We start from the raw sequence: 17,066 nt of genomic DNA on the forward strand, positions 1-17,066 counted from the left end.
TCGAACGGATTGCAACGCAGAACAGCCGCACGAAGGAGCATCACCATGAAGACCCCTTGGCATTTATGGATTGTCGGCCTCGCCACCCTGCTATGGAACGCGATGGGCGCGTTTGACTATTTTATGACGCAGACAAAAAATGCAGACTACCTCACCCAGTTTACGCCGGAGCAGCTGACTTATTTTCAGAGCTTTCCTGTTTGGGTACAGGGCAGCTGGGCTGTAGCAGTATGGTTCGGCGTCGCTGGCTCAGTGCTGTTGCTGTTTCGCACCAGATGGGCAGCGCCGGTGCTCGGACTGTCATTTTTTGCCATGATGGTAACTTCGTTCCACAATTTTGTTCTGGCAGAGGTAAAAATGCAGGAGGTTGTCGGAGCCGAAGCGATCTATTTTTCCGCCTTCATATTTGTCATTGCACTGGTGCTGTGGCTCTACGCCTTGAAAATGCGCGCCAACGGAGTACTGCGATAAGCACCCTCGGGCTTTATTCACACAGCCGGAAGCCACCTTTACGCGCGCGCATGTCGAGGTGAAAGTGATTGGCATGGGCAGCATTCGTCATCGGCCCCAGAACCGTCGTGAAATAAGCGCAGGCCGCCCCGCGTATCGCGGCTTGAAAAGAAGCTGATTTGTCGTAATTGATATTGCGTTCCACCACCGCAATGCGGCCGGCCTTTCCGGCTTCGAAGAAATGCACGTCCAGCCCATTGGCAAACGCATGTTCGCTGAGCTTGGAATCTGTCACTCCATTGCGCATGCGGCACTGATACGACGTGCTGATGCCGATCCCGGACAAGGGTTCCTGCAGATAGAGCTTTGAAAGCGGGGCAACACTCTGTTTCACCCATTTGGCAAGGGCGACTGCCATCGGGCAGGACAAGGTCGCTGTTTCGCTGAGTGTGACGCCTCCAGGCAACGCTGTCAGGGTGACCGGATATGCAATTCCGCAACCGCCTTCTGCAATGATCGGATCGAGCGCTGTGAATTGCACGCCCAATGCTTTCAGATCCGCTTGACAGGCGGATGCGGTGGCAGCTTCGGTCTTCACAGCCTCAAGAATTGAGGCCGGTGTCAGGGCATTTGAGGGCAGTTTCTCCTCCTGAACCGATGGCACAGTCTCTGCCTCTGATCCAGTTTCTGCCTCTGCCTCTGCCTCTGCCTCGGTCTCTGCTTCTGCCTCGGTCTCTGCTTCTGGCTCTGTATCTGTCTCCACCTGCGGTTTGGAAACCGGTTTCATGGAGCCAACTGAAACTGGAGGCTGAAGGGTGTCTGGCGCGTTGCCGGCTAGCGGTTTGCTGGTTGGGAGCGGCACCGCTTCGGTTGCAGCAAGGGGCATTGGTGCAACCACCAGCAACGCGACCAGAACAAGTGTACTGAGGCGATCATTTCGCATCAGGAACCTTCGAGAAACTCTACAATCGTACCGGTAGAGACGAGTTTGGCCAGTTCTGCGGCATCCCAGTTCGTCAGCCGCACACAACCATTGCTCTGTGTTTTGGCAATCTTTGACGGATCGGGCGTGCCGTGAATTCCATAGGTCGGTTTCGACAGATCAATCCATATCGAGCCGACCGGGCCATTCGGGCCTGCTGCAATGGTCAGGACCTCTTTATTATCACCCTGGGTGAAATTGATTTTCGGATTATAGGTATAGGTCGGGTTTTCCGCGACTGCGACAACCTCGTGGGTTCCCGACGGGCTAGGGGTACTCTCGCTTCCCACAGTGGCCGGATACATGGCTACCAGCAGCCCTTCTGCATCATAGGCTTGAACCCGGCCATTCTTCCCATCGACAATAATGCGTTTGACGCTTGCGTTCTCGATCGGCCGCATCGGACTTGCGACGAGCAGGACCTCGCCGACATTTGCAAAAGTAGCCGAGGGATTGAGCGCGCGCAGGAAATTTTCATCCATATGGAACCGCTCTGACAGCATCTCGACTGGACTTGTATAGCTGAGCGCCTTCAGTTTCGCCTTCTCACTGTAATCACTTGGCACCTCGGCAATATAATCCATAGCCAGATCTTCCGCTGTGAGTGTGTAGGTCTGCATCACCGCGTCGCCAAAACTCGCAACGAGCAACTCCCAGGTTTCTGGTGTGACGGTTCCGGTTACCTCAAGCTGATTGACAGATTGAAAGCCGACCAGCGCGCTCGCATAATTATCGCCTGCGAAACCGTCAATCACACCGACCGAAAATCCGGCCCGGTCCAATGCGATCTGCACACGGGCAACCAGCGCTGAAGGTCCTTCATGCTCTGCTTTTGGCCCTGCTTCTGACCCTGTTTCTGACCCTGTTTCTGAATTGGGTGCTGACCCCTCTTCTTGTTTGAGCAGAAGAGTTTGTCCTGGCGTTGCTGCTTCAATGGCATCCTGGGTCAGGGGGGTTTGACCCATAGCCAGCGACATCGCCAGAAGGACATATGCACAGGAGGTCAGCATGCCTGTGATGAACAATGATTTTTTCATTACGTCCCTTTCTTAATGACTGCGGAATGCAGTCACAGCGCCGAAATATGCGCGCTCTTGGAGATAGAAACGTGGTTGATCGAGAAAAGTTCCACTGCTGCTACCTATAAAGATAGTTGAAAGGAGGAATTATTCCCGACCTCATTTTTTTATCAATTCATGGAACGAATGCGCGCTGCGTCCGTTAACATTGCAACAACACCATGAAACGCCATTTTGGAGAACTGCCATGACCGAATTGTTTGCCATCTTTCTTGTAAGTTGCTCTCATATGCTTGGCGTGTGCAAGGAGTCTCCTGAGCCGGTTCAGGTTTTCGCTAACTATAATACATGCGAAGAACGCCTTTATACTCGCCTTGACGATGCCGTTTCGAAATTTGAGAAATCCCTTCCTGTAGCAGTCGGCAAATGCGTCAAAGTGCAACCCGATATGGCCTTGGCCAACCCTGATTTCAAATGGTTCTTTGCCAACGACGGCAACCTTTTTGTCGAAGCAGTTGCGCCCGCTGCCCAGCAGAACGCTGCCAATTCTCAGCAGGCTATGCTGAGCCCGGACAAAGGCTGATACCGAACCGCAGGCACGTTTCCTGCGCACAACGCAGCAGATCCTACGAGCCACAAAAAAACCCCCGCCATGGCGGGGGTTTTTTTGTGCATGCACAAATTTCCCTGGGAATTATTTGTCCAAGAGTATCCCTGACGATCCCAATTAAGATCAGGTAATCCGGGCAACCAAGCGGCAGCTTCCCACCTCGTGACGCGCATCGGGCAGATTTCAGCAAAGCCCATATCCTTCAGCACTTCATGAGTAGATAGAATTTTTAGTCCGGGGTTACGTGTGGGTCACAGAGGCAAACTTAGCGCCGCTGTCCTGATAACCACAAGAGAGGAGTTCAACGGACATATGTGGCGTGCGCGCAAACACGGCCTTCGGTTGTGCCCCTCCCCCTACAGGCCCACCGGACAGCATCGGCCAAACATATACGCATCACCGCATCGTATCGTTAGCATTGAAGAGGACCTCGGCGCGCGAGCCCGTGCGCACAAGTCACAGCTTCACAACGTCTCGTACTGCCATACCTTTCTCATAAAAATGAGCCGCGGATCCACACCCTCAGTTTGCTTCACTGTGACCCGGCGCCACCAATACAGCGCATTTGCGCGTTGACAGCGCAATAGAGAAGGCTGCCTCAGCAGCCAGGACTGGCGTGTTTCACAAGGCCAGTGCAAGCTGAGGCACATCAAGTGAGCACCGTGTGGGAAATAGCCTCATCCATTCAATCTTGCTGCCGCGCGCCCCCAAGCGAAATAAACACCGGATGGCAAACCTGAAAGGGTATTAATGCGCCCGGATCGCCTGCAGACTCATGTCGCGAGTTCCAAGAGACCCTGTGCCCGCTCAGCATGTTATCTCAATTCGAGGTCCCCGACGCCTTGGCCCCGGCGGCATGAATTTGGAACGGGCCATAATAATCTTGACGCCACCGCCGACGCGATCAGGATTTTGCGCGACCCGGATTGCCGTTGTGCCGATGCACAAATGTTAAATCGATTTCATGTGGCGAGTTATTGAATCCAGATTTGACGAATGATTTCCAGTAAAGGGGTGGGGCCACTCCCCGAACGCAGAACGGCCGCTCCGAGGAGCGGCCGTCATACACGACAAATTTAGGTCGAATTAGCCTTCATATTCAGGCTGAGCTTCGAGCTGTTCTTTGCTGGCATCGATATAGACACGGAACGCCGAGCCATCGGTTTCGCGCAGGATGCTCAATTCATCAAGCGTGACAGCAATCTTGCGTTCGCCAATACCAAGGAAGCCACCGATACCCAGGATCGCTTTCGTGATCTGGCCGCTGTCGTCAACGATCAGTTTGTCGATTTCGCCGACATCTTCATCTTTCGCGCCGTAAACGCGTGCGCCGGTCAGATCTTCCGTGGTCAGTTCTTCGAACGAAGAAACACCGTAGCCTTCACGGGTAACTTCGGGTGCCATAAGCATCCGACGCTCGCCGTCCATCATGCGATCGGCGTCTGTTTTTTCTTCAGACATCACCCGCTCTTTCTTGACGTCGACGTCGGTTTCAACTTCCTGCTCGCGGTCCGTCACGGCAACGCGGGCATAGGTTTCCATATCGGTCAGACCCTGCTTGTTGGTGTTTACGACCAAAAAGAAATCGTCTGGGTCATCTTTTTCGCTGACCATCTTGATGCTGGACATTTCCACGGCAACATCTTTTTCGCCGATGCCGATAAATCCACCAACACCGATAATCACAGCTTTCACCTGGCCGTCACGGCTGAGGATCACATCATTGATTTCGCCGATGTCATCCCATTCCTGTTCAGCATCTGCTTCCAGCATTGTTTCGGCATTGAAGCTGTCAAAATCTTTTTCAGCCGCATAGACACGCATTCCGATGAATTCAGAAGCGTAAATATCGCCCTGCTGCTCAACCGAATAAGGCTGCAGTGCTGTTGTGTGAGCTGCAGCAAAGGCTGATGTGGACAGCATGAGCGTCATTGCAGTTGTTGCGATAATGCGTTTCATGAGGCATTCTCCATTTGTTGTATCGTTTTGTATAACTACACGCCGGGTTCGACATCGTGCGTGGCGTTACCAACAGAACAAACGACTCGCGAATAAGTTCCAAAGCATTTGCAAGTTTTGGGCTTATTTGCTGTTTTCGGAACAGCGAGAAAAGAACTGGTAGAGTTCATGGGTCTGAACGGTGGTATGGCTGCATATCAAATGAGGTTCGGAGGCAGTGGCTGTGCATTCTATTGGGCAGCGCGCGAACAACCTTCCACCGCAGAGCGCAATTTGCCTCTGGCCAGGCAGTGTCTTTGAACCAGGCATTATCTTTGAATATGCCGGCAAATCCACAGCTTTGAATCCAAACCGGAAATGAAACAGGCAGTTCGAACGCAGTGCCGGTTCGCGCATGTCGGTTTTTCCCGAAACTCCTCCGAGCGCTAATTGGCGATTGCTGATCTGAAACCGTTTTCGCCTTGGCTTTTGAGTTCACACTTTATTACCCATCTTTGAAGACGCCCCGGAACCGTTGTGAAAGTTTGTTCGTTGTCGTGCCACCAAGACCATTCATGATAAATTTGATTCAAACTGAAAGAAAAAAAATGGCACAACAACGGACATTGCTGATTGTCGAAGATGATCCCTTTATCGCCATGGACATGGAGTGGGAATTTTCTGACCGCGGTTACAAGGTTATCATCGCTTCAGATCCGGCCAGTGGCGCGCGCGCCCTCACCCAGGTGGTGCCGGATTTTGCCATTCTGGATTATAATCTGGGAAAAGAAACCAGCGTCCCGATCGCCAACGCTCTGGTAGATGCAAAAATTCCGTTCATCTACCTAACCGGACGCCCCCAGGCTGTTGTCGACGATGCGTCCGCACCCGATGCTCCAATTATACCAAAACCATTCAACTTCGATTTTCTGGAGCGCACCTATCTGGCTGCTTCGGCCTGATACAACAACACCCCCGCGAGTAGCGGAGGTGTTGTTTCTGGCGGGTATTTTGGAGGTCACCGCTGGTATAGTTCAAACTTCAAACTGCAGATCAATCTTAGACTCAGATAAGCCCTGCGTAGGACATGATGGCTCCCGTAACAAAAAGAACGCCGAATACATAAAGCGCAGTTTCCATTTTGAGGGCCTCTTTCCTGGTCTCTGGGGTATTAACGGCGAGCGGCGATATTGGTTCCGGCATGTCCCCAAAAAAAAAGTATCCTGGATACTAAGTGTCCCCGATAAGCACTTAGCGACCCACCCGGTGGGGGCGACACAATAAGCCGGCACTACACCTGCTCTTTGACGCTTGCATCCTCAACATTAATGTTACGCCATATCGCTTCCGTGAATGAATAGGCGGCAAACAGAATAAGCCCTACCCCCATCGCAAGCAGCAACCATTGTCCGAAAGGAAGCCCCTGCAGGAATTCCAGAGCATCTTCTGTAGTTGGAGCTTTGCTGGCGTCCTCGCCTGCATTCAGAAATCGATAGGTCAGCAGAACGCCAAGCAGAGCAAAATCCAGCCCTCTAGCGATGAGACCCGCAATTGAAATTGGATGAATGTATGTCATCTGAGCCTCAGTGGCCTTCAGATGGTCTTCGTATTTTCGCAAAGCCGCCTTTCGCCAGTGCGCAGCCGCCACACCAAAAAAGATGATGGCAAGCCCAAGCGAAATATACTGCGTGCTCACGAAACGGGAAAGAGATTCTGCAAATCCACCTGAACTGCCACTGCTGCCGGACCCCCACACCAATCCCAATAAGGAGAGCGCGTAGAGTGCAAGCGCAGCATAAGTGAAAGCGCTGGCCAGCAGTCCTGCCCGAACAACAAGACCCTTCGCTGACCAGCCATGATCGTCCGTGTCAAGCAGGGACTGGATCAACCGCCACACGACGTAGCCGCCCAGTCCGATAATCATCAAGCCCACCATGAAGTCCCCCAGGGGCTGCTCAAGAAGTGTTCTCAACGCGTCTTTGCTGTCTTTTTCGTCCCCGGCACCAAACGATGCCAGCACTGTGAATATACCGATTATGAGGTAAACCAGTCCGCGTGCTGCATAGCCGGCGCGCGCAAGCGGAATGATCCAGGTGTGAGAAGATTTCATGGTGTTGCCAGACTGTTTGAATTGTGTTCCCTCAGCCGGAACGCCCCAACTCCTCGTTTCGTTCCGCACCGCCTGTCAGACGGCGGGCAATTTTGTCAGCAACCAGCCAACTGCCCGATGCCCATGCCAGACCGATGGCCCAGCCCGCAATCACGTCACTCGGCCAGTGGACACCCAGATATACGCGTGTGCTGCCGATGATCAGTGCGAGCGTCATCGCAGCGACCAGAACATAGATCCTGAGCCGGCGCATCTCGATAAACCGTATCGCTATCGCGGCAAGCGTGAGCCAGGCGATCATCGAAAGCATCGCGTGCGCACTGGGAAAGCTGGAAGTAAAGGTCTGGTCGAGACGGTCTACAAGGTCTGGCCGGGCGCGGTTGAAAAACAGTTTCAGCAGTGAAGATACAACACTCCCGGAAATCAGGGTCAGGGCGAGAAACACTGCTGCAGCGTTTTTCCGTGCAATCAGCAAAGCGCTCAGCACAATCACCACCGCCAGGACCACTATTGGGTAGCCGCCAAGGGCGGTCAGCTCGGCGGCGGTCTTCTGGAACCAGACTGGGCCCCAGGCGTCGGAAAGATCTTCCGGATTGCGCAAGGAGAGGACAACAATGCGATCAAAACTCTCCGTCAGACCGAGTTGGACCGCCGCCACCAAAACGGCAAATGCCACGATCCCGATTGACAAAGTCGAATATGCGGCACGGCGCATAGCTTTAGAGGACGTCCTCTGGCTCATCATTGTGCAACTCCAGTATGCGGAAGCAATACCCGTAAAGCATCTTTTTCGATCTTGAAATCAACCCGGGAAGGCAAATCCACAAGTTCCCCATCTTTCAACGCGCTTGAATTCTTCCGTTTGCGAGGGAACGAAACAGACATCTTCTGTGTCTCTTCAATGGTAACATTCCTGTTTTCCGTCCACGTACCGACGATCAAATCCAGGATCAGTTTTACCGCTTCCAATGGATTCACTTTTGGAGTGCGGTAAACGCCCAGGCAGTGCCCGTTATATGTGTCAGCAAATAAATTGTGTCCGGCCCCCAGAAGATTGTTCGACACAGACAGAGCCGTAATCCGTTCAGTGTGTGGCTTTGTCGCGTTCACGGTGAAATGCGCCGGAAAGGAAGGCGGATCAGTTATGACACTGAACATTGCCCGCAAGGTCGCCGTGATTTTCCCCAATCGAGACGCATAATCCATCTTGTTGCGCAATTTCACGGCCCGCGGGTGAAAACCAACCGAATATTGGTTGATGAAGGGTTCGCCATTGGCTGTTGCAATGTCGGCCAACACTTCCCTACCCTTTGCCAGTGCAGAAACCGCCTCAAAAATATCTGCCGGTGATCTGAGAGTGCTGGCATAAAGATTCATGGTGCCGCCAGGGAGCACACCGAGAAGTCTGTTGGTTCGCCAGGCGAGCTCCGCGAGCGCCGAGACGGTACCATCGCCACCGGCAGCAATGAGCAGTTCTGCCTGTGAAGCTCTCGCCTGTTCGAGCGCATCCGCCATCCCGGTCTGGTCAATTCGGATGATGGTAACTCTATGACCGGCCTTTTCAAATTCCGATCTGACATGAGATTCAAGAGATGCCATGTCGCAGGTCTTTAAAGTCCCGCTTTCGCCATTGATAAGCGCCAAACCTTCCACTGCACGTATTCCTTCCGCCGTTGGTCCGGCTCGCAGCTTTTGTGAGCCGCGCGCCCTTTCGATTTAGGATCTCGTTCACTGTATTATACAGAGAGACACATCTACACAGAGAAACATCGCGTTTCCAGCGCTACAATATTTTCCCCGCCTCACGACGGTAACTGCCAACAGGCTGAGGAGTTCCGGGCGACTCAGAATTCAATCCAGTCCTTCCCAGGGCCGGCTAAAGGTAAAAAGGGGGGCTAACCTGCAGTTCACAAAAATCCGGAACCTTTCGGCAGGTCTGTGCGTTATCGGGCATATCCAGCAAAAAAGGGGAGCTTTTCCAATGAACGCCATCGTCTATCTCGTCGGACTCGTTGTTGTCATCATGTTTATCCTGTCACTTCTCGGATTGCGGTAGGATCGCATCATGCCAAACACAGCAAAACAAATTTTAACCGACACAGGTCCAGCCACGGTTGCGCCTTCGTCTTCTTATCTGGAATGGGGTGCCATCATGGGTGGTGCGGTGCTTGCAGGGGGGATTTCTGTTGTCCTTCTGCAATTTGGTGCCGGCACAGGACTTGCGATGGGCTCTGCAACGCTTGCCGATGGCTCTGCGTCCTGGAACGTACTTGTCGCGGGTCTCTACGTCGTCATCGTCGCAATCGCAAGTTCGTCCGCCGGCGGCTATATCGCAGGGCGGATGAGATCGAAATGGGCAGACTCCACTGTGGAGGAAGTTGAATTTCGCGATGGTGCACATGGTTTGGTCGTCTGGGCGGTAGCAACGCTTGGTGTGGCTGTTGTGATGGGCGCACTGACTGCAATATCGGCGTTGGGTGCTGCTGCGGCAGCAGCTGCAACTGATATTCCTGAGAATACGTTGCGCTTGACTGCAAATGTCTCGGCGATATTTTCATTCGCCAGTGCAGCCGGAGCTCTGCTTGGCGCGGCGGCTGCATGGTTCTCCGCAACGTTAGGCGGAGAACACAGAGACCAGGGCCTGTCCGTGCATGAGGTGGTCCCGCTCGCACTGAGACGCCGCACGGCAAAATAGGCGAAATCCGTCTGAATTTAAAAGGCACCCGGCGAAACCGGGTGCCTTTTTGCGTTTTGGTGGAGTGTTGGCTTCAATTAATTTTGCTCAACTGTAAATCTCATTGGAACCAATCCCGATCCACCGCGTTTTATGCACGTAACAATCATGGAGAGCGGCAATGTCTAATCCCGACCGACCTACGCATACAGAACGCGAAACGACGACTGTAGTTACTGATGGAGGCGGCGGCGGTGCTGTCTGGTTCCTCATTGGTGCAGTTGTGGTCGCACTGATCATCGGCGGCTACTTTTATACAGGTGGCGACTTCTTTGGCGGTGGCAACAAAACAATTGATGTGAACGTAGACGTTCCCAAAGTAGAACCAGCCAACTGAATAGGGGCATAAATCATGGGTCTTGGTACAATACTTGTAATAATTCTGGTAATTCTCCTCATCGGAGCGCTGCCATCCTGGGGCTACAGCCGGAGCTGGGGATATTTTCCTTCCGGCGGACTGGGCTTGGTATTGCTGATCGTTTTGGTCCTTGTTTTGATGGGCCGAGTCTAACCGCAAAGCGGTCAGTCTGATCTGAACTGATCGAGACCCGCTCCGGGACCGTAATTTTCTGTGTCACAGGAATTTACGCTCCCCGGGCGGGTTTTTCGTTTGGCGGGTTACTCGCCAAAAACAAAGCTCTGTCTCTCTCCCATGCCATTGGCTAAGGTGCCCGTGAAAACACGCTCGCATAATGCCGGCATCGGGAGACAGCACCAATGGCAAAGCCGCCACGTAAAGTCATCATAACCTGTGCCGTGACCGGTGCCATACACACACCCACCATGTCGCCGCATCTGCCGGTGACACCCAGTGAAATTGCCGCCAGTGCCGTTGAAGCTGCCGAAGCCGGTGCGTCGATCCTGCATCTTCATGCGCGCGATCCCGGCACTGGCAAACCCACCCAGGACCCGGCAGTGTTTGCGCAGTTTCTGCCGCGCATCAAGCAAAGCTGCAATGCGGTGATCAATCTCACCACCGGCGGCAGTCCGTTCATGAGCGTTGCCGAGCGCATGGCTCCGGCCACAACATTCAAGCCTGAAGTCGCCTCGCTGAATATGGGATCGATGAATTTCGGCCTCTACCCGATGCTCGGCCGTTTTTCCGAATTCCAGCATGAATGGGAACGCACCCATCTGGAAGCCTCGCGCGATCTGGTGTTCAAGAACACGTTTCAGGACATTGAGGACATTCTGCGCGCCGGCAATGATAACGGCACCCGTTTCGAGTTTGAGTGCTACGACATTTCCCATCTGTACAATCTGGCGCATTTCGTTGATCGCGGCCTTGCGAAAACGCCGCTTTTCATCCAGTCGGTATTCGGCCTGCTGGGCGGCATTGGTGGCCATCCGGAAGATCTGATGCATATGAAACGCACCGCCGACCGGCTGTTCGGCGAGAGCTATCAATGGTCCATACTCGGTGCCGGTCGCAACCAGATGCCACTGGCTAGCATGGGTGCTGCTCAAGGGGCCCATGTGCGTGTCGGGCTGGAGGATTCGCTGTGGATAGCGCCCGGCGAGCTGGCACGGTCCAACGCCCAGCAGGTTACAAAAATCCGCCAAATACTGGAGGGCCTGTCGCTGGAAATCGCCACTCCTGATGAAGCCCGCGAGCTGTTACAGTTGAAGGGCGGCGATCAGGTCGCGTTTTGAACCAATACGGAAGTTTAGCATGAGCGAAACAATGGGCCTTCCGCCCGGAACCAGAGTCCTCGTCACGGCCGGGGCAAGCGGCATTGGCTATGCGATTGCCACAAGTTTTGCTGCAGCGGGCGCAAAGCTCCATGTTTGCGATATTGACAAAACCACGCTGGATGCCTGTGCCGCTGCCCATCCGGACTGGGGCACAAGCCTTTGCGATGTATCCGACGAGGCTGAAGTGGAACGTCTGTTTCAGGAAGCCGAAGCCCATCTAGGCGGGCTCGACGTGCTGGTCAACAATGCTGGCATTGCCGGACCAACCGGCAGCATTCACACCATGGACGGGCCGGAATGGCGGCGCACCATTGATGTCAATCTCAACAGCCAGTTCTACTGCACAAAGCTGGCTGTGCCGCTGCTTCAGCAATCTGAAAATCCCTCCATTATCTGTCTTTCCTCAGTCGCCGGTCGGCTTGGTTATGCGTTCCGCACGCCCTACGCCGCCAGCAAATGGGCGATTATCGGCATGGTCAAAAGTCTGGCCATTGAACTGGGACCGCAAGGCATTCGCGTCAACGCCATACTGCCTGGCGTTGTGGAAGGCCCTCGTATCGACAAAGTCATCGCTGCACGGGCGGAAGTCGCCGGCGTGCCGCATCAGCAGATGGAACAGGAATATATCTCGAAAATATCCCTGCGCCGCATGGTCACTGCGCAGGACATCGCCAATCAGGCGCTCTATCTCGCCTCGCCGCTCGGCGCCAACATATCCGGCCAGCCCATCAGCGTTTGCGGCAATGTGGAAGTGCTTTAGCCGCATATCTGTGACCTGTAGCTTGGTGTTATAGACAGTTCAGTCATCATCGCGATGATCGTAACTCTGCCTGTTGCAGTGCAAATGCGGATTTGCTGCGGCTCTCATCTACCAGCCTGTAGACCCGCTGTCATTCCTGAAGTAACACTGTCATTCCAAACCACCTCCCGGAATTGCAGGACATATTCATGCTGTCGCTCAGTGCTGAAGAACAGGCCGTTCTGGCCGGGACAACCGGCACCACAGGCGACCGCATGGCCATGGAAATTGTCGTTGAGGCGGCCACCATGCTGGGCGCGCAAAGCCTCGTGCCGGTTATATCCAGCCATATTGACGGCTGCCTTTATCATGGCGATTCCGGCGCGCTGTTCTGCGAGGAACTGGCCCGCAGGGACGCACGCGTCAAAGTGCCGACCAGCACCAATGTCGGCGCGCTAAACCTGCTCAACCCGAATCAGACCCGCCTGCCCCCGGCGCAACGCAAAATGGCTCTGCGGCTGATGACCGCCCACCAGAGGATGGGCTGCGCCTCAAGCTGGACCTGTGCGCCCTATCAGGCGGGCATGCGCCCGCAGCCCGGGGATCAGGTCGCCTGGGGCGAATCCAACGCAGTGGCTTTCGTCAATACGGTACTTGGCGCGCGCAGCAATCGTTACGGTGATTTTCTTGATATTGCCTGTGCGGTCTCCGCTCGCGCGCCCAATTACGGTCTCCATCTTGGCGAAAACCGCCGTGCCAGCCTGTTGATTGACCTGTCCGGTCTGGCGCGGCCCTTATTGCAGGAAGATGCATTTTTCCCGGTTCTGGGCGCGATGATCGGCCGTCTTGCTGGCGAGGCAATAGCGGTGGTGGACGGCCTGCTGCCGGGCGCGACCGATGACCAGCTCAAGGCGCTGTGCGCCGGGGCGGCTTCCACCGGTTCTGTAGCGCTTGTGCATCTGGCTGGCATCACCCCGGAAGCGCCGGACGCTGAAACCGCTCTCGGCGGCCTGCCGCCGCAAGAGATAATTCCGGTCGATCAGGCCATGGTGCTCGCCGCCCGCAACAGCCTCAGCCTGGCAAAACCCGGCCCTATTGACTGTGTGGCACTCGGCAGCCCGCATTTTTCCAATGCCGAATGCCGGCGGTTTCTGCAACTGGCAGAAGGACAACCATTTCGTGTACCGGTCTATATCTGTCTCGGACGCCACACTTTGGCGCAGTTACAAACTGATGGTGCCGACGACGCTTTGCGTGCCCTGGGCGTAACTTTGGTGGTGGATACCTGCGTTGTGGTCACGCCGATTCTGCCCGCCACGCCAGGCGTGATGATGACCAACTCCGCCAAATTCGCCCATTATGCCTCCGGCAACACCGGCTATGCGCCGGTTTTCGGCACACTTCCGGATTGTGTCGCCAGCGCCCGGACCGGCCATGTCGTATGGGATGCCGGGCTATGGGGATGAGCTGGCAGGCAGACATGCTGTGCGCCGGAACAGCGGAAGGCGAAGTGTTGCGGTTTGACGCGCCGGTCAGCTTTTGGGGCGGCATCAGCCCGCAAACCTCCGAAGTCACTCTGGCCGGTCACCCGCAGCTTGGCGAGATAATTGCAGGCAAAATACTGGTGATCCCGCGCCTGATTGGCTCTTCGTCTTCTTCCGCCGTGCTGCTGGAGCTGCTGTATAATGGCATTGCCCCAAAGGCGCTGATACTGGGAGGCCGCGATGCCATCCTGCCGGTTGGAGTGGTGGTCGCGCGGCAGATGGGCTGGCCCACCATCCCCATCGCCACCCTCTCCGCCCCACCCTTCATCAGCGGCACCCGGCTGCGACTTTGCGAAGATGGCCGGATTGAGCAACTGACGCCGACGCCGCAAACCATTTCTCCCTCACCGTAATTCCACCATTCGTTCGGAAAATTCCAACGCAATGGCGTCGAGTGTGTTTTTCAGATAGCGCAGCATGTGGCCTGGCCAGACACCCATTTCACTATCCTCGACACAGGCCATATGGATTGTATTGCTGGCACTGGCATAGGGATGGCGGCTTTTCTCGGCGGCAGCGCGCATGGCCTTTTGCAGGCGCATATAATCAGTTTCGGCGGCGGCCACTGTTTCGGGCCTGGCAATTGCGTGGCTCAGGCCGACCACGCGGAACATGTCGAATGCCTGAGGTGTCGGGCGTTTATAGCCCTTCATCCGGTAATAGAAGGTAATGACATCGGCGGCGATCAGACCGGCCTGAAACTGCAACTGGCTCAACTCGCCGCGCATCAGTGCCCGGCCCAGGGCAAACCCCCATTCCGGGCGTTGCGCATTGGCCTTTCTGGCCCCGTGCATGCGCTGACGCGCTTCCAGCGCGACCTGGCGCACCCGGTCCGCCTGTCCCGCCCGGGAGGGCTGGCCATTGGGCTGTCGCTGGATATGGACAATGCGCTTGCGCCCGGCACGTTTTACAGCTTTGGTTTTCATAGCTCCGCCTGTTCTGTTTATGAGATTTTAAAAGAAACTATCGCGAGAATATTGGCCGCAACTCTGCGGACCACGAGTGTGACACCCCTCACAACAGGCCCCTGTCACGGCGTGCCTGATGGCTGCAGATGCCGCGCGACACCAAAGCGTGGTTCTCTGAACGAAGAAATTTGGCAATGCGTGTCACCACACAGCCGGTTTCGTGCCAGGCCCGCCAGCAGAATTCATGTTTGGCCAACTTGACATAGCGCCGGCCCTTGACCTGACGTATCTCGTCGGCCGCCAGCCCGTAGCGAACGCAGATCTCGTCCATAATCTTCGCGAGACTCAGCGCGTCACGCGGGTCGCCCGCAAAACTCTTTGGCGCCACCTTTGGATGGCTTGCAATACTGACCGGAAACAGGATGGCCTTCATTTTCGGCCCCGGCTCGCGATGATAGACTCGCCTTGCGCGGATTTTCGCAGGTTTCAGCTTCAACTTTGCGCCAGTCGCCCCATCAGGCAGATGCAGCGCGCCATCGGCCTTGCGGGCATAGGGCATGCCACCCATACGGTAGAGCCGCTGCTTGTGGGCCTGTTGCAGAAGACGGGCATAGCTCAGCTCTGTCAGCCCGCTCATTGCACTTGCCCCTGGCGGGCATCGCGCAACAGTGCCAGCACATTGTATATCAGCGCCTCGGAACAGCACAGAGTTTCGGCAATCTCGGCGCTGTCCATGCCAAAGGCCCAGTAATACAGGACATTGTCGGTAAAGGCGCGCGAGGCGCAATGCTGTACGGCTGAAACGGCCATGACCAACCTTTCGGTATTGTGCGGCCAATGCCGCTCTGCGGATTGAAAAGCCGGTGCGGGAAAAGCATAACCCGCACCGGCTGCGTGGCCTGACCCGGGAGGACAGGTCAGGCCGGGAGAGCGATCATGCGCCCGGGGACCCATTCCCCGCTGCAAGACCCGGTGCTGCAGACCGCACTGCCAATGGCTGTGCATCTGCGCTGCCATAACTGGCTTCCGGAGGGCTTGGCGCGGCACTCTCCCTGCTCGTCAATGCCCTGCCACACCCGATCCGGCAGCCAACCAGGCAAAGAAATTCCTCGACATGGAAGTTGAAGTGATCTAGATGTGTCATATGCATCCTATAGTCCGTTTCCTATTATCAATAGGTGTTTGCCTATTAGTTGCAAGTCAACCATTGTGATGAAAAAACTATGGATAAAATCAGAAAACGCCTGCTGCGCGAAATTGAAGCTCATCAGATGGATATGAAGCAGCTGTCTCTGGCGCTCGGCAAGAACCACGCCTATGTCCAGCAATTTTTAACGCGCGGCATTCCCGCCCGGTTGAAGGAGGATGACCGGCGCAAGCTGGCCGAACTGCTGGACATTCCCGAAAGTGAACTGGGTGGCCCTGTCGCCCAGCCGCAGGCCTCCGATACCTCGACCCGGTTCAAGACTGTCACGGAATATGATATTCGCGCTTCCGCCGGCGGTGGCGCCCTGACATCGGAAGAGAATATCCGGTCAGAATGGCCTTTCGATCCAGCCTATATCAGTGATTTTCTCGGCCTTCCCACCAGTGAACTCGCCATTATCGAAGTGCGCGGCGACAGTATGGAGCCCACCCTGTCCAGCGGCGACCGGGTTATGGTGCACATGACTGACAGGCAGGCATCCCAACCGGGCATCTTCATTCTTTATGATGGCGGCGGCACCGTCATCAAACGAGTGGAAAAGATCCCCGGACAGGATACGCTGGTGCTGATTTCCGACAATCCGCTGCACACACGTTACGAAGTTTCCGGCGACGATGTTCAGATAGTTGGCCGCGTCGTATGGGCCGCCAAACGACTTTAATCTGCAACACGACGCCGCCACACTGCGATCTGCTTTCAAATCCAGTTCCCATCTTTCATATAGGTTTTAGCCTATTGACTAATTGATAGGATTATTCCTATCTTGATCCTGTTGACAGGAAGTGGGAGACTGCGCATGAACCACCTCGACGCAATCGGTTATCTGGAGCGGGTGGCGTTTGAAGACATCATGGTGCCGGATCTCGGTACCATTCTGTGGTGCGAAGCCGATTTTCAAGTCGAAGCCGATGATGATTCTTACGCCTTTTACGTCCGCCAGATTTACACCCAGCAGACCAGCCCGGAAGGCACGGACGGATTTTTCCCCGCCAGAACCGACACCGCCGCACAGATAGTGCTGGAACTGGAATTGCGCACTTTTCTCGAACATGAGCCGGCCATCCGGCAGCAACTCTGCGAACTGGCCGATGCGGCAGGCATGGCACACTGGCTCCATGTAGCGGCATGAA

The 17,066-nt window shown here is 55.2% G+C and carries 21 protein-coding genes; 12 read left to right on the forward strand and 9 right to left on the reverse strand.

Annotation, left to right across the window (positions count from 1 at the left end; all coding sequences use genetic code 11):
- Positions 1–45: 45 nt before the first annotated feature.
- Positions 46–471: a hypothetical protein gene (locus RAL88_RS05205; RefSeq protein WP_306267749.1), complete on the forward strand. Its 426-nt coding sequence runs from the start codon at positions 46–48 to the stop codon at positions 469–471.
- Between the two features lie 13 nt (positions 472–484).
- Here RAL88_RS05205 and RAL88_RS05210 read toward each other — a convergent pair whose 3' ends face one another.
- Positions 485–1,393, reverse strand: a complete 909-nt coding sequence (locus RAL88_RS05210; protein ID WP_306267751.1) for an extensin family protein — start codon at positions 1,391–1,393, stop codon at positions 485–487.
- Positions 1,393–2,469: a L,D-transpeptidase gene (locus RAL88_RS05215; protein ID WP_306267753.1), complete on the reverse strand. Its 1,077-nt coding sequence runs from the start codon at positions 2,467–2,469 to the stop codon at positions 1,393–1,395. Before RAL88_RS05215 ends, RAL88_RS05210 begins: the two co-directional genes overlap by 1 nt.
- 229 nt (positions 2,470–2,698) lie before the next feature.
- Between RAL88_RS05215 and RAL88_RS05220 the strand changes: the two genes are divergently transcribed.
- Positions 2,699–3,034 carry a hypothetical protein gene (locus tag RAL88_RS05220; RefSeq protein ID WP_306267755.1) on the forward strand — a complete coding sequence of 112 codons (336 nt, stop codon included), beginning with the start codon at positions 2,699–2,701 and terminating at the stop codon, positions 3,032–3,034.
- A 1,113-nt stretch (positions 3,035–4,147) separates the two neighbouring features.
- Here RAL88_RS05220 and RAL88_RS05225 read toward each other — a convergent pair.
- Positions 4,148–5,020 (reverse strand): PRC-barrel domain-containing protein, encoded by an 873-nt coding sequence (locus RAL88_RS05225; RefSeq protein WP_306267757.1) that lies wholly within the window; start codon positions 5,018–5,020, stop codon positions 4,148–4,150.
- Positions 5,021–5,607: 587 nt separating this feature from the next.
- Here RAL88_RS05225 and RAL88_RS05230 point away from each other — a divergent pair.
- On the forward strand, positions 5,608–5,961 hold the full coding sequence (locus tag RAL88_RS05230; RefSeq protein WP_306267759.1) for a response regulator: 354 nt from the start codon (positions 5,608–5,610) through the stop codon (positions 5,959–5,961).
- Positions 5,962–6,290: 329 nt separating this feature from the next.
- Here RAL88_RS05230 and RAL88_RS05235 read toward each other — a convergent pair whose 3' ends face one another.
- Genes RAL88_RS05235 through RAL88_RS05245 form a run of 3 tightly spaced genes read right to left on the reverse strand, consistent with a single transcriptional unit; the run spans position 6,291 to position 8,762 of the window.
- Positions 6,291–7,109 carry a DUF1206 domain-containing protein gene (locus RAL88_RS05235; protein ID WP_306267761.1) on the reverse strand — a complete coding sequence of 273 codons (819 nt, stop codon included), beginning with the start codon at positions 7,107–7,109 and terminating at the stop codon, positions 6,291–6,293.
- Between the two features lie 31 nt (positions 7,110–7,140).
- A complete protein-coding gene (locus tag RAL88_RS05240; protein ID WP_306267762.1) occupies positions 7,141–7,851 on the reverse strand; it encodes a phosphatase PAP2 family protein in 711 nt (236 codons plus the stop codon).
- A complete protein-coding gene (locus tag RAL88_RS05245) occupies positions 7,851–8,762 on the reverse strand; it encodes a diacylglycerol kinase family protein (protein ID WP_306267764.1) in 912 nt (303 codons plus the stop codon). Before RAL88_RS05245 ends, RAL88_RS05240 begins: the two co-directional genes overlap by 1 nt.
- A gap of 412 nt (positions 8,763–9,174) precedes the next feature.
- Here RAL88_RS05245 and RAL88_RS05250 point away from each other — a divergent pair, with 412 nt between their 5' ends.
- The 7 genes from RAL88_RS05250 (at position 9,175) to RAL88_RS05280 (ending at position 14,174) form a co-directional block, all read left to right on the forward strand.
- Positions 9,175–9,804: a hypothetical protein gene (locus tag RAL88_RS05250; protein WP_306267767.1), complete on the forward strand. Its 630-nt coding sequence runs from the start codon at positions 9,175–9,177 to the stop codon at positions 9,802–9,804.
- A gap of 160 nt (positions 9,805–9,964) precedes the next feature.
- Entirely contained in the window at positions 9,965–10,180 is a 216-nt protein-coding gene (locus tag RAL88_RS05255) for a hypothetical protein (RefSeq protein ID WP_306267769.1), read from the forward strand.
- Positions 10,181–10,195: 15 nt separating this feature from the next.
- Positions 10,196–10,354 (forward strand): DUF3309 family protein, encoded by a 159-nt coding sequence (locus RAL88_RS05260; RefSeq protein WP_306267771.1) that lies wholly within the window; start codon positions 10,196–10,198, stop codon positions 10,352–10,354.
- Between the two features lie 206 nt (positions 10,355–10,560).
- Positions 10,561–11,496: a 3-keto-5-aminohexanoate cleavage protein gene (locus tag RAL88_RS05265; RefSeq protein ID WP_306267773.1), complete on the forward strand. Its 936-nt coding sequence runs from the start codon at positions 10,561–10,563 to the stop codon at positions 11,494–11,496.
- 19 nt (positions 11,497–11,515) lie between these two features.
- On the forward strand, positions 11,516–12,298 hold the full coding sequence (locus RAL88_RS05270; protein WP_306267774.1) for an SDR family oxidoreductase: 783 nt from the start codon (positions 11,516–11,518) through the stop codon (positions 12,296–12,298).
- 188 nt (positions 12,299–12,486) lie between these two features.
- Entirely contained in the window at positions 12,487–13,743 is a 1,257-nt protein-coding gene (locus RAL88_RS05275) for an aconitase X catalytic domain-containing protein (RefSeq protein ID WP_306267775.1), read from the forward strand.
- Positions 13,740–14,174, forward strand: a complete 435-nt coding sequence (locus tag RAL88_RS05280) for an aconitase X swivel domain-containing protein (protein ID WP_306267776.1) — start codon at positions 13,740–13,742, stop codon at positions 14,172–14,174. The genes RAL88_RS05275 and RAL88_RS05280 overlap by 4 nt, the downstream gene beginning before the upstream one ends.
- Here the strand turns inward: RAL88_RS05280 and RAL88_RS05285 are convergent.
- The 3 genes from RAL88_RS05285 to RAL88_RS05295 all read right to left on the reverse strand — a co-directional run bounded on the left by RAL88_RS05285 (position 14,166) and on the right by RAL88_RS05295 (position 15,539).
- A complete protein-coding gene (locus RAL88_RS05285; protein WP_306267777.1) occupies positions 14,166–14,747 on the reverse strand; it encodes a hypothetical protein in 582 nt (193 codons plus the stop codon). The two genes, RAL88_RS05280 and RAL88_RS05285, sit on opposite strands and share 9 nt — an antisense overlap.
- An 88-nt stretch (positions 14,748–14,835) precedes the next feature.
- Positions 14,836–15,366: a hypothetical protein gene (locus RAL88_RS05290; protein WP_306267779.1), complete on the reverse strand. Its 531-nt coding sequence runs from the start codon at positions 15,364–15,366 to the stop codon at positions 14,836–14,838.
- Complete coding sequence (locus RAL88_RS05295) at positions 15,363–15,539, reverse strand: hypothetical protein (protein WP_306267781.1); 177 nt, start codon at positions 15,537–15,539, stop codon at positions 15,363–15,365. Before RAL88_RS05295 ends, RAL88_RS05290 begins: the two co-directional genes overlap by 4 nt.
- A 413-nt stretch (positions 15,540–15,952) precedes the next feature.
- On the opposite strand from RAL88_RS05295, the gene RAL88_RS05300 reads away from it, so the two are divergent.
- Both RAL88_RS05300 and RAL88_RS05305 read left to right on the forward strand, forming a co-directional pair.
- Entirely contained in the window at positions 15,953–16,597 is a 645-nt protein-coding gene (locus tag RAL88_RS05300; protein ID WP_306267783.1) for a S24 family peptidase, read from the forward strand.
- 135 nt (positions 16,598–16,732) lie between these two features.
- Complete coding sequence (locus RAL88_RS05305) at positions 16,733–17,065, forward strand: hypothetical protein (RefSeq protein WP_306267784.1); 333 nt, start codon at positions 16,733–16,735, stop codon at positions 17,063–17,065.
- Position 17,066: the final 1 nt, after the last annotated feature.

Source organism: Pararhizobium sp. IMCC3301 (assembly GCF_030758315.1).
Taxonomy (GTDB): Bacteria; Pseudomonadota; Alphaproteobacteria; order Rhizobiales.

Excerpts from the sequence above, each read along its gene's own strand:
- RAL88_RS05205 (WP_306267749.1), top strand. The coding sequence starts at position 46 with ATGAAGACCCCTTGGCATTTATGGATTGTCGGCCTCGCCACCCTGCTA.
- RAL88_RS05210 (WP_306267751.1), bottom strand. The coding sequence starts at position 1,393 with ATGCGAAATGATCGCCTCAGTACACTTGTTCTGGTCGCGTTGCTGGTG.
- RAL88_RS05215 (WP_306267753.1), bottom strand. The coding sequence starts at position 2,469 with ATGAAAAAATCATTGTTCATCACAGGCATGCTGACCTCCTGTGCATAT.
- RAL88_RS05220 (WP_306267755.1), top strand. The coding sequence starts at position 2,699 with ATGACCGAATTGTTTGCCATCTTTCTTGTAAGTTGCTCTCATATGCTT.
- RAL88_RS05225 (WP_306267757.1), bottom strand. The coding sequence starts at position 5,020 with ATGAAACGCATTATCGCAACAACTGCAATGACGCTCATGCTGTCCACA.
- RAL88_RS05230 (WP_306267759.1), top strand. The coding sequence starts at position 5,608 with ATGGCACAACAACGGACATTGCTGATTGTCGAAGATGATCCCTTTATC.
- RAL88_RS05235 (WP_306267761.1), bottom strand. The coding sequence starts at position 7,109 with ATGAAATCTTCTCACACCTGGATCATTCCGCTTGCGCGCGCCGGCTAT.
- RAL88_RS05240 (WP_306267762.1), bottom strand. The coding sequence starts at position 7,851 with ATGAGCCAGAGGACGTCCTCTAAAGCTATGCGCCGTGCCGCATATTCG.
- RAL88_RS05250 (WP_306267767.1), top strand. The coding sequence starts at position 9,175 with ATGCCAAACACAGCAAAACAAATTTTAACCGACACAGGTCCAGCCACG.
- RAL88_RS05255 (WP_306267769.1), top strand. The coding sequence starts at position 9,965 with ATGTCTAATCCCGACCGACCTACGCATACAGAACGCGAAACGACGACT.
- RAL88_RS05260 (WP_306267771.1), top strand. The coding sequence starts at position 10,196 with ATGGGTCTTGGTACAATACTTGTAATAATTCTGGTAATTCTCCTCATC.
- RAL88_RS05265 (WP_306267773.1), top strand. The coding sequence starts at position 10,561 with ATGGCAAAGCCGCCACGTAAAGTCATCATAACCTGTGCCGTGACCGGT.
- RAL88_RS05270 (WP_306267774.1), top strand. The coding sequence starts at position 11,516 with ATGAGCGAAACAATGGGCCTTCCGCCCGGAACCAGAGTCCTCGTCACG.
- RAL88_RS05275 (WP_306267775.1), top strand. The coding sequence starts at position 12,487 with ATGCTGTCGCTCAGTGCTGAAGAACAGGCCGTTCTGGCCGGGACAACC.
- RAL88_RS05280 (WP_306267776.1), top strand. The coding sequence starts at position 13,740 with ATGAGCTGGCAGGCAGACATGCTGTGCGCCGGAACAGCGGAAGGCGAA.
- RAL88_RS05285 (WP_306267777.1), bottom strand. The coding sequence starts at position 14,747 with ATGAAAACCAAAGCTGTAAAACGTGCCGGGCGCAAGCGCATTGTCCAT.
- RAL88_RS05290 (WP_306267779.1), bottom strand. The coding sequence starts at position 15,366 with ATGAGCGGGCTGACAGAGCTGAGCTATGCCCGTCTTCTGCAACAGGCC.
- RAL88_RS05295 (WP_306267781.1), bottom strand. The coding sequence starts at position 15,539 with ATGGCCGTTTCAGCCGTACAGCATTGCGCCTCGCGCGCCTTTACCGAC.
- RAL88_RS05300 (WP_306267783.1), top strand. The coding sequence starts at position 15,953 with ATGGATAAAATCAGAAAACGCCTGCTGCGCGAAATTGAAGCTCATCAG.
- RAL88_RS05305 (WP_306267784.1), top strand. The coding sequence starts at position 16,733 with ATGAACCACCTCGACGCAATCGGTTATCTGGAGCGGGTGGCGTTTGAA.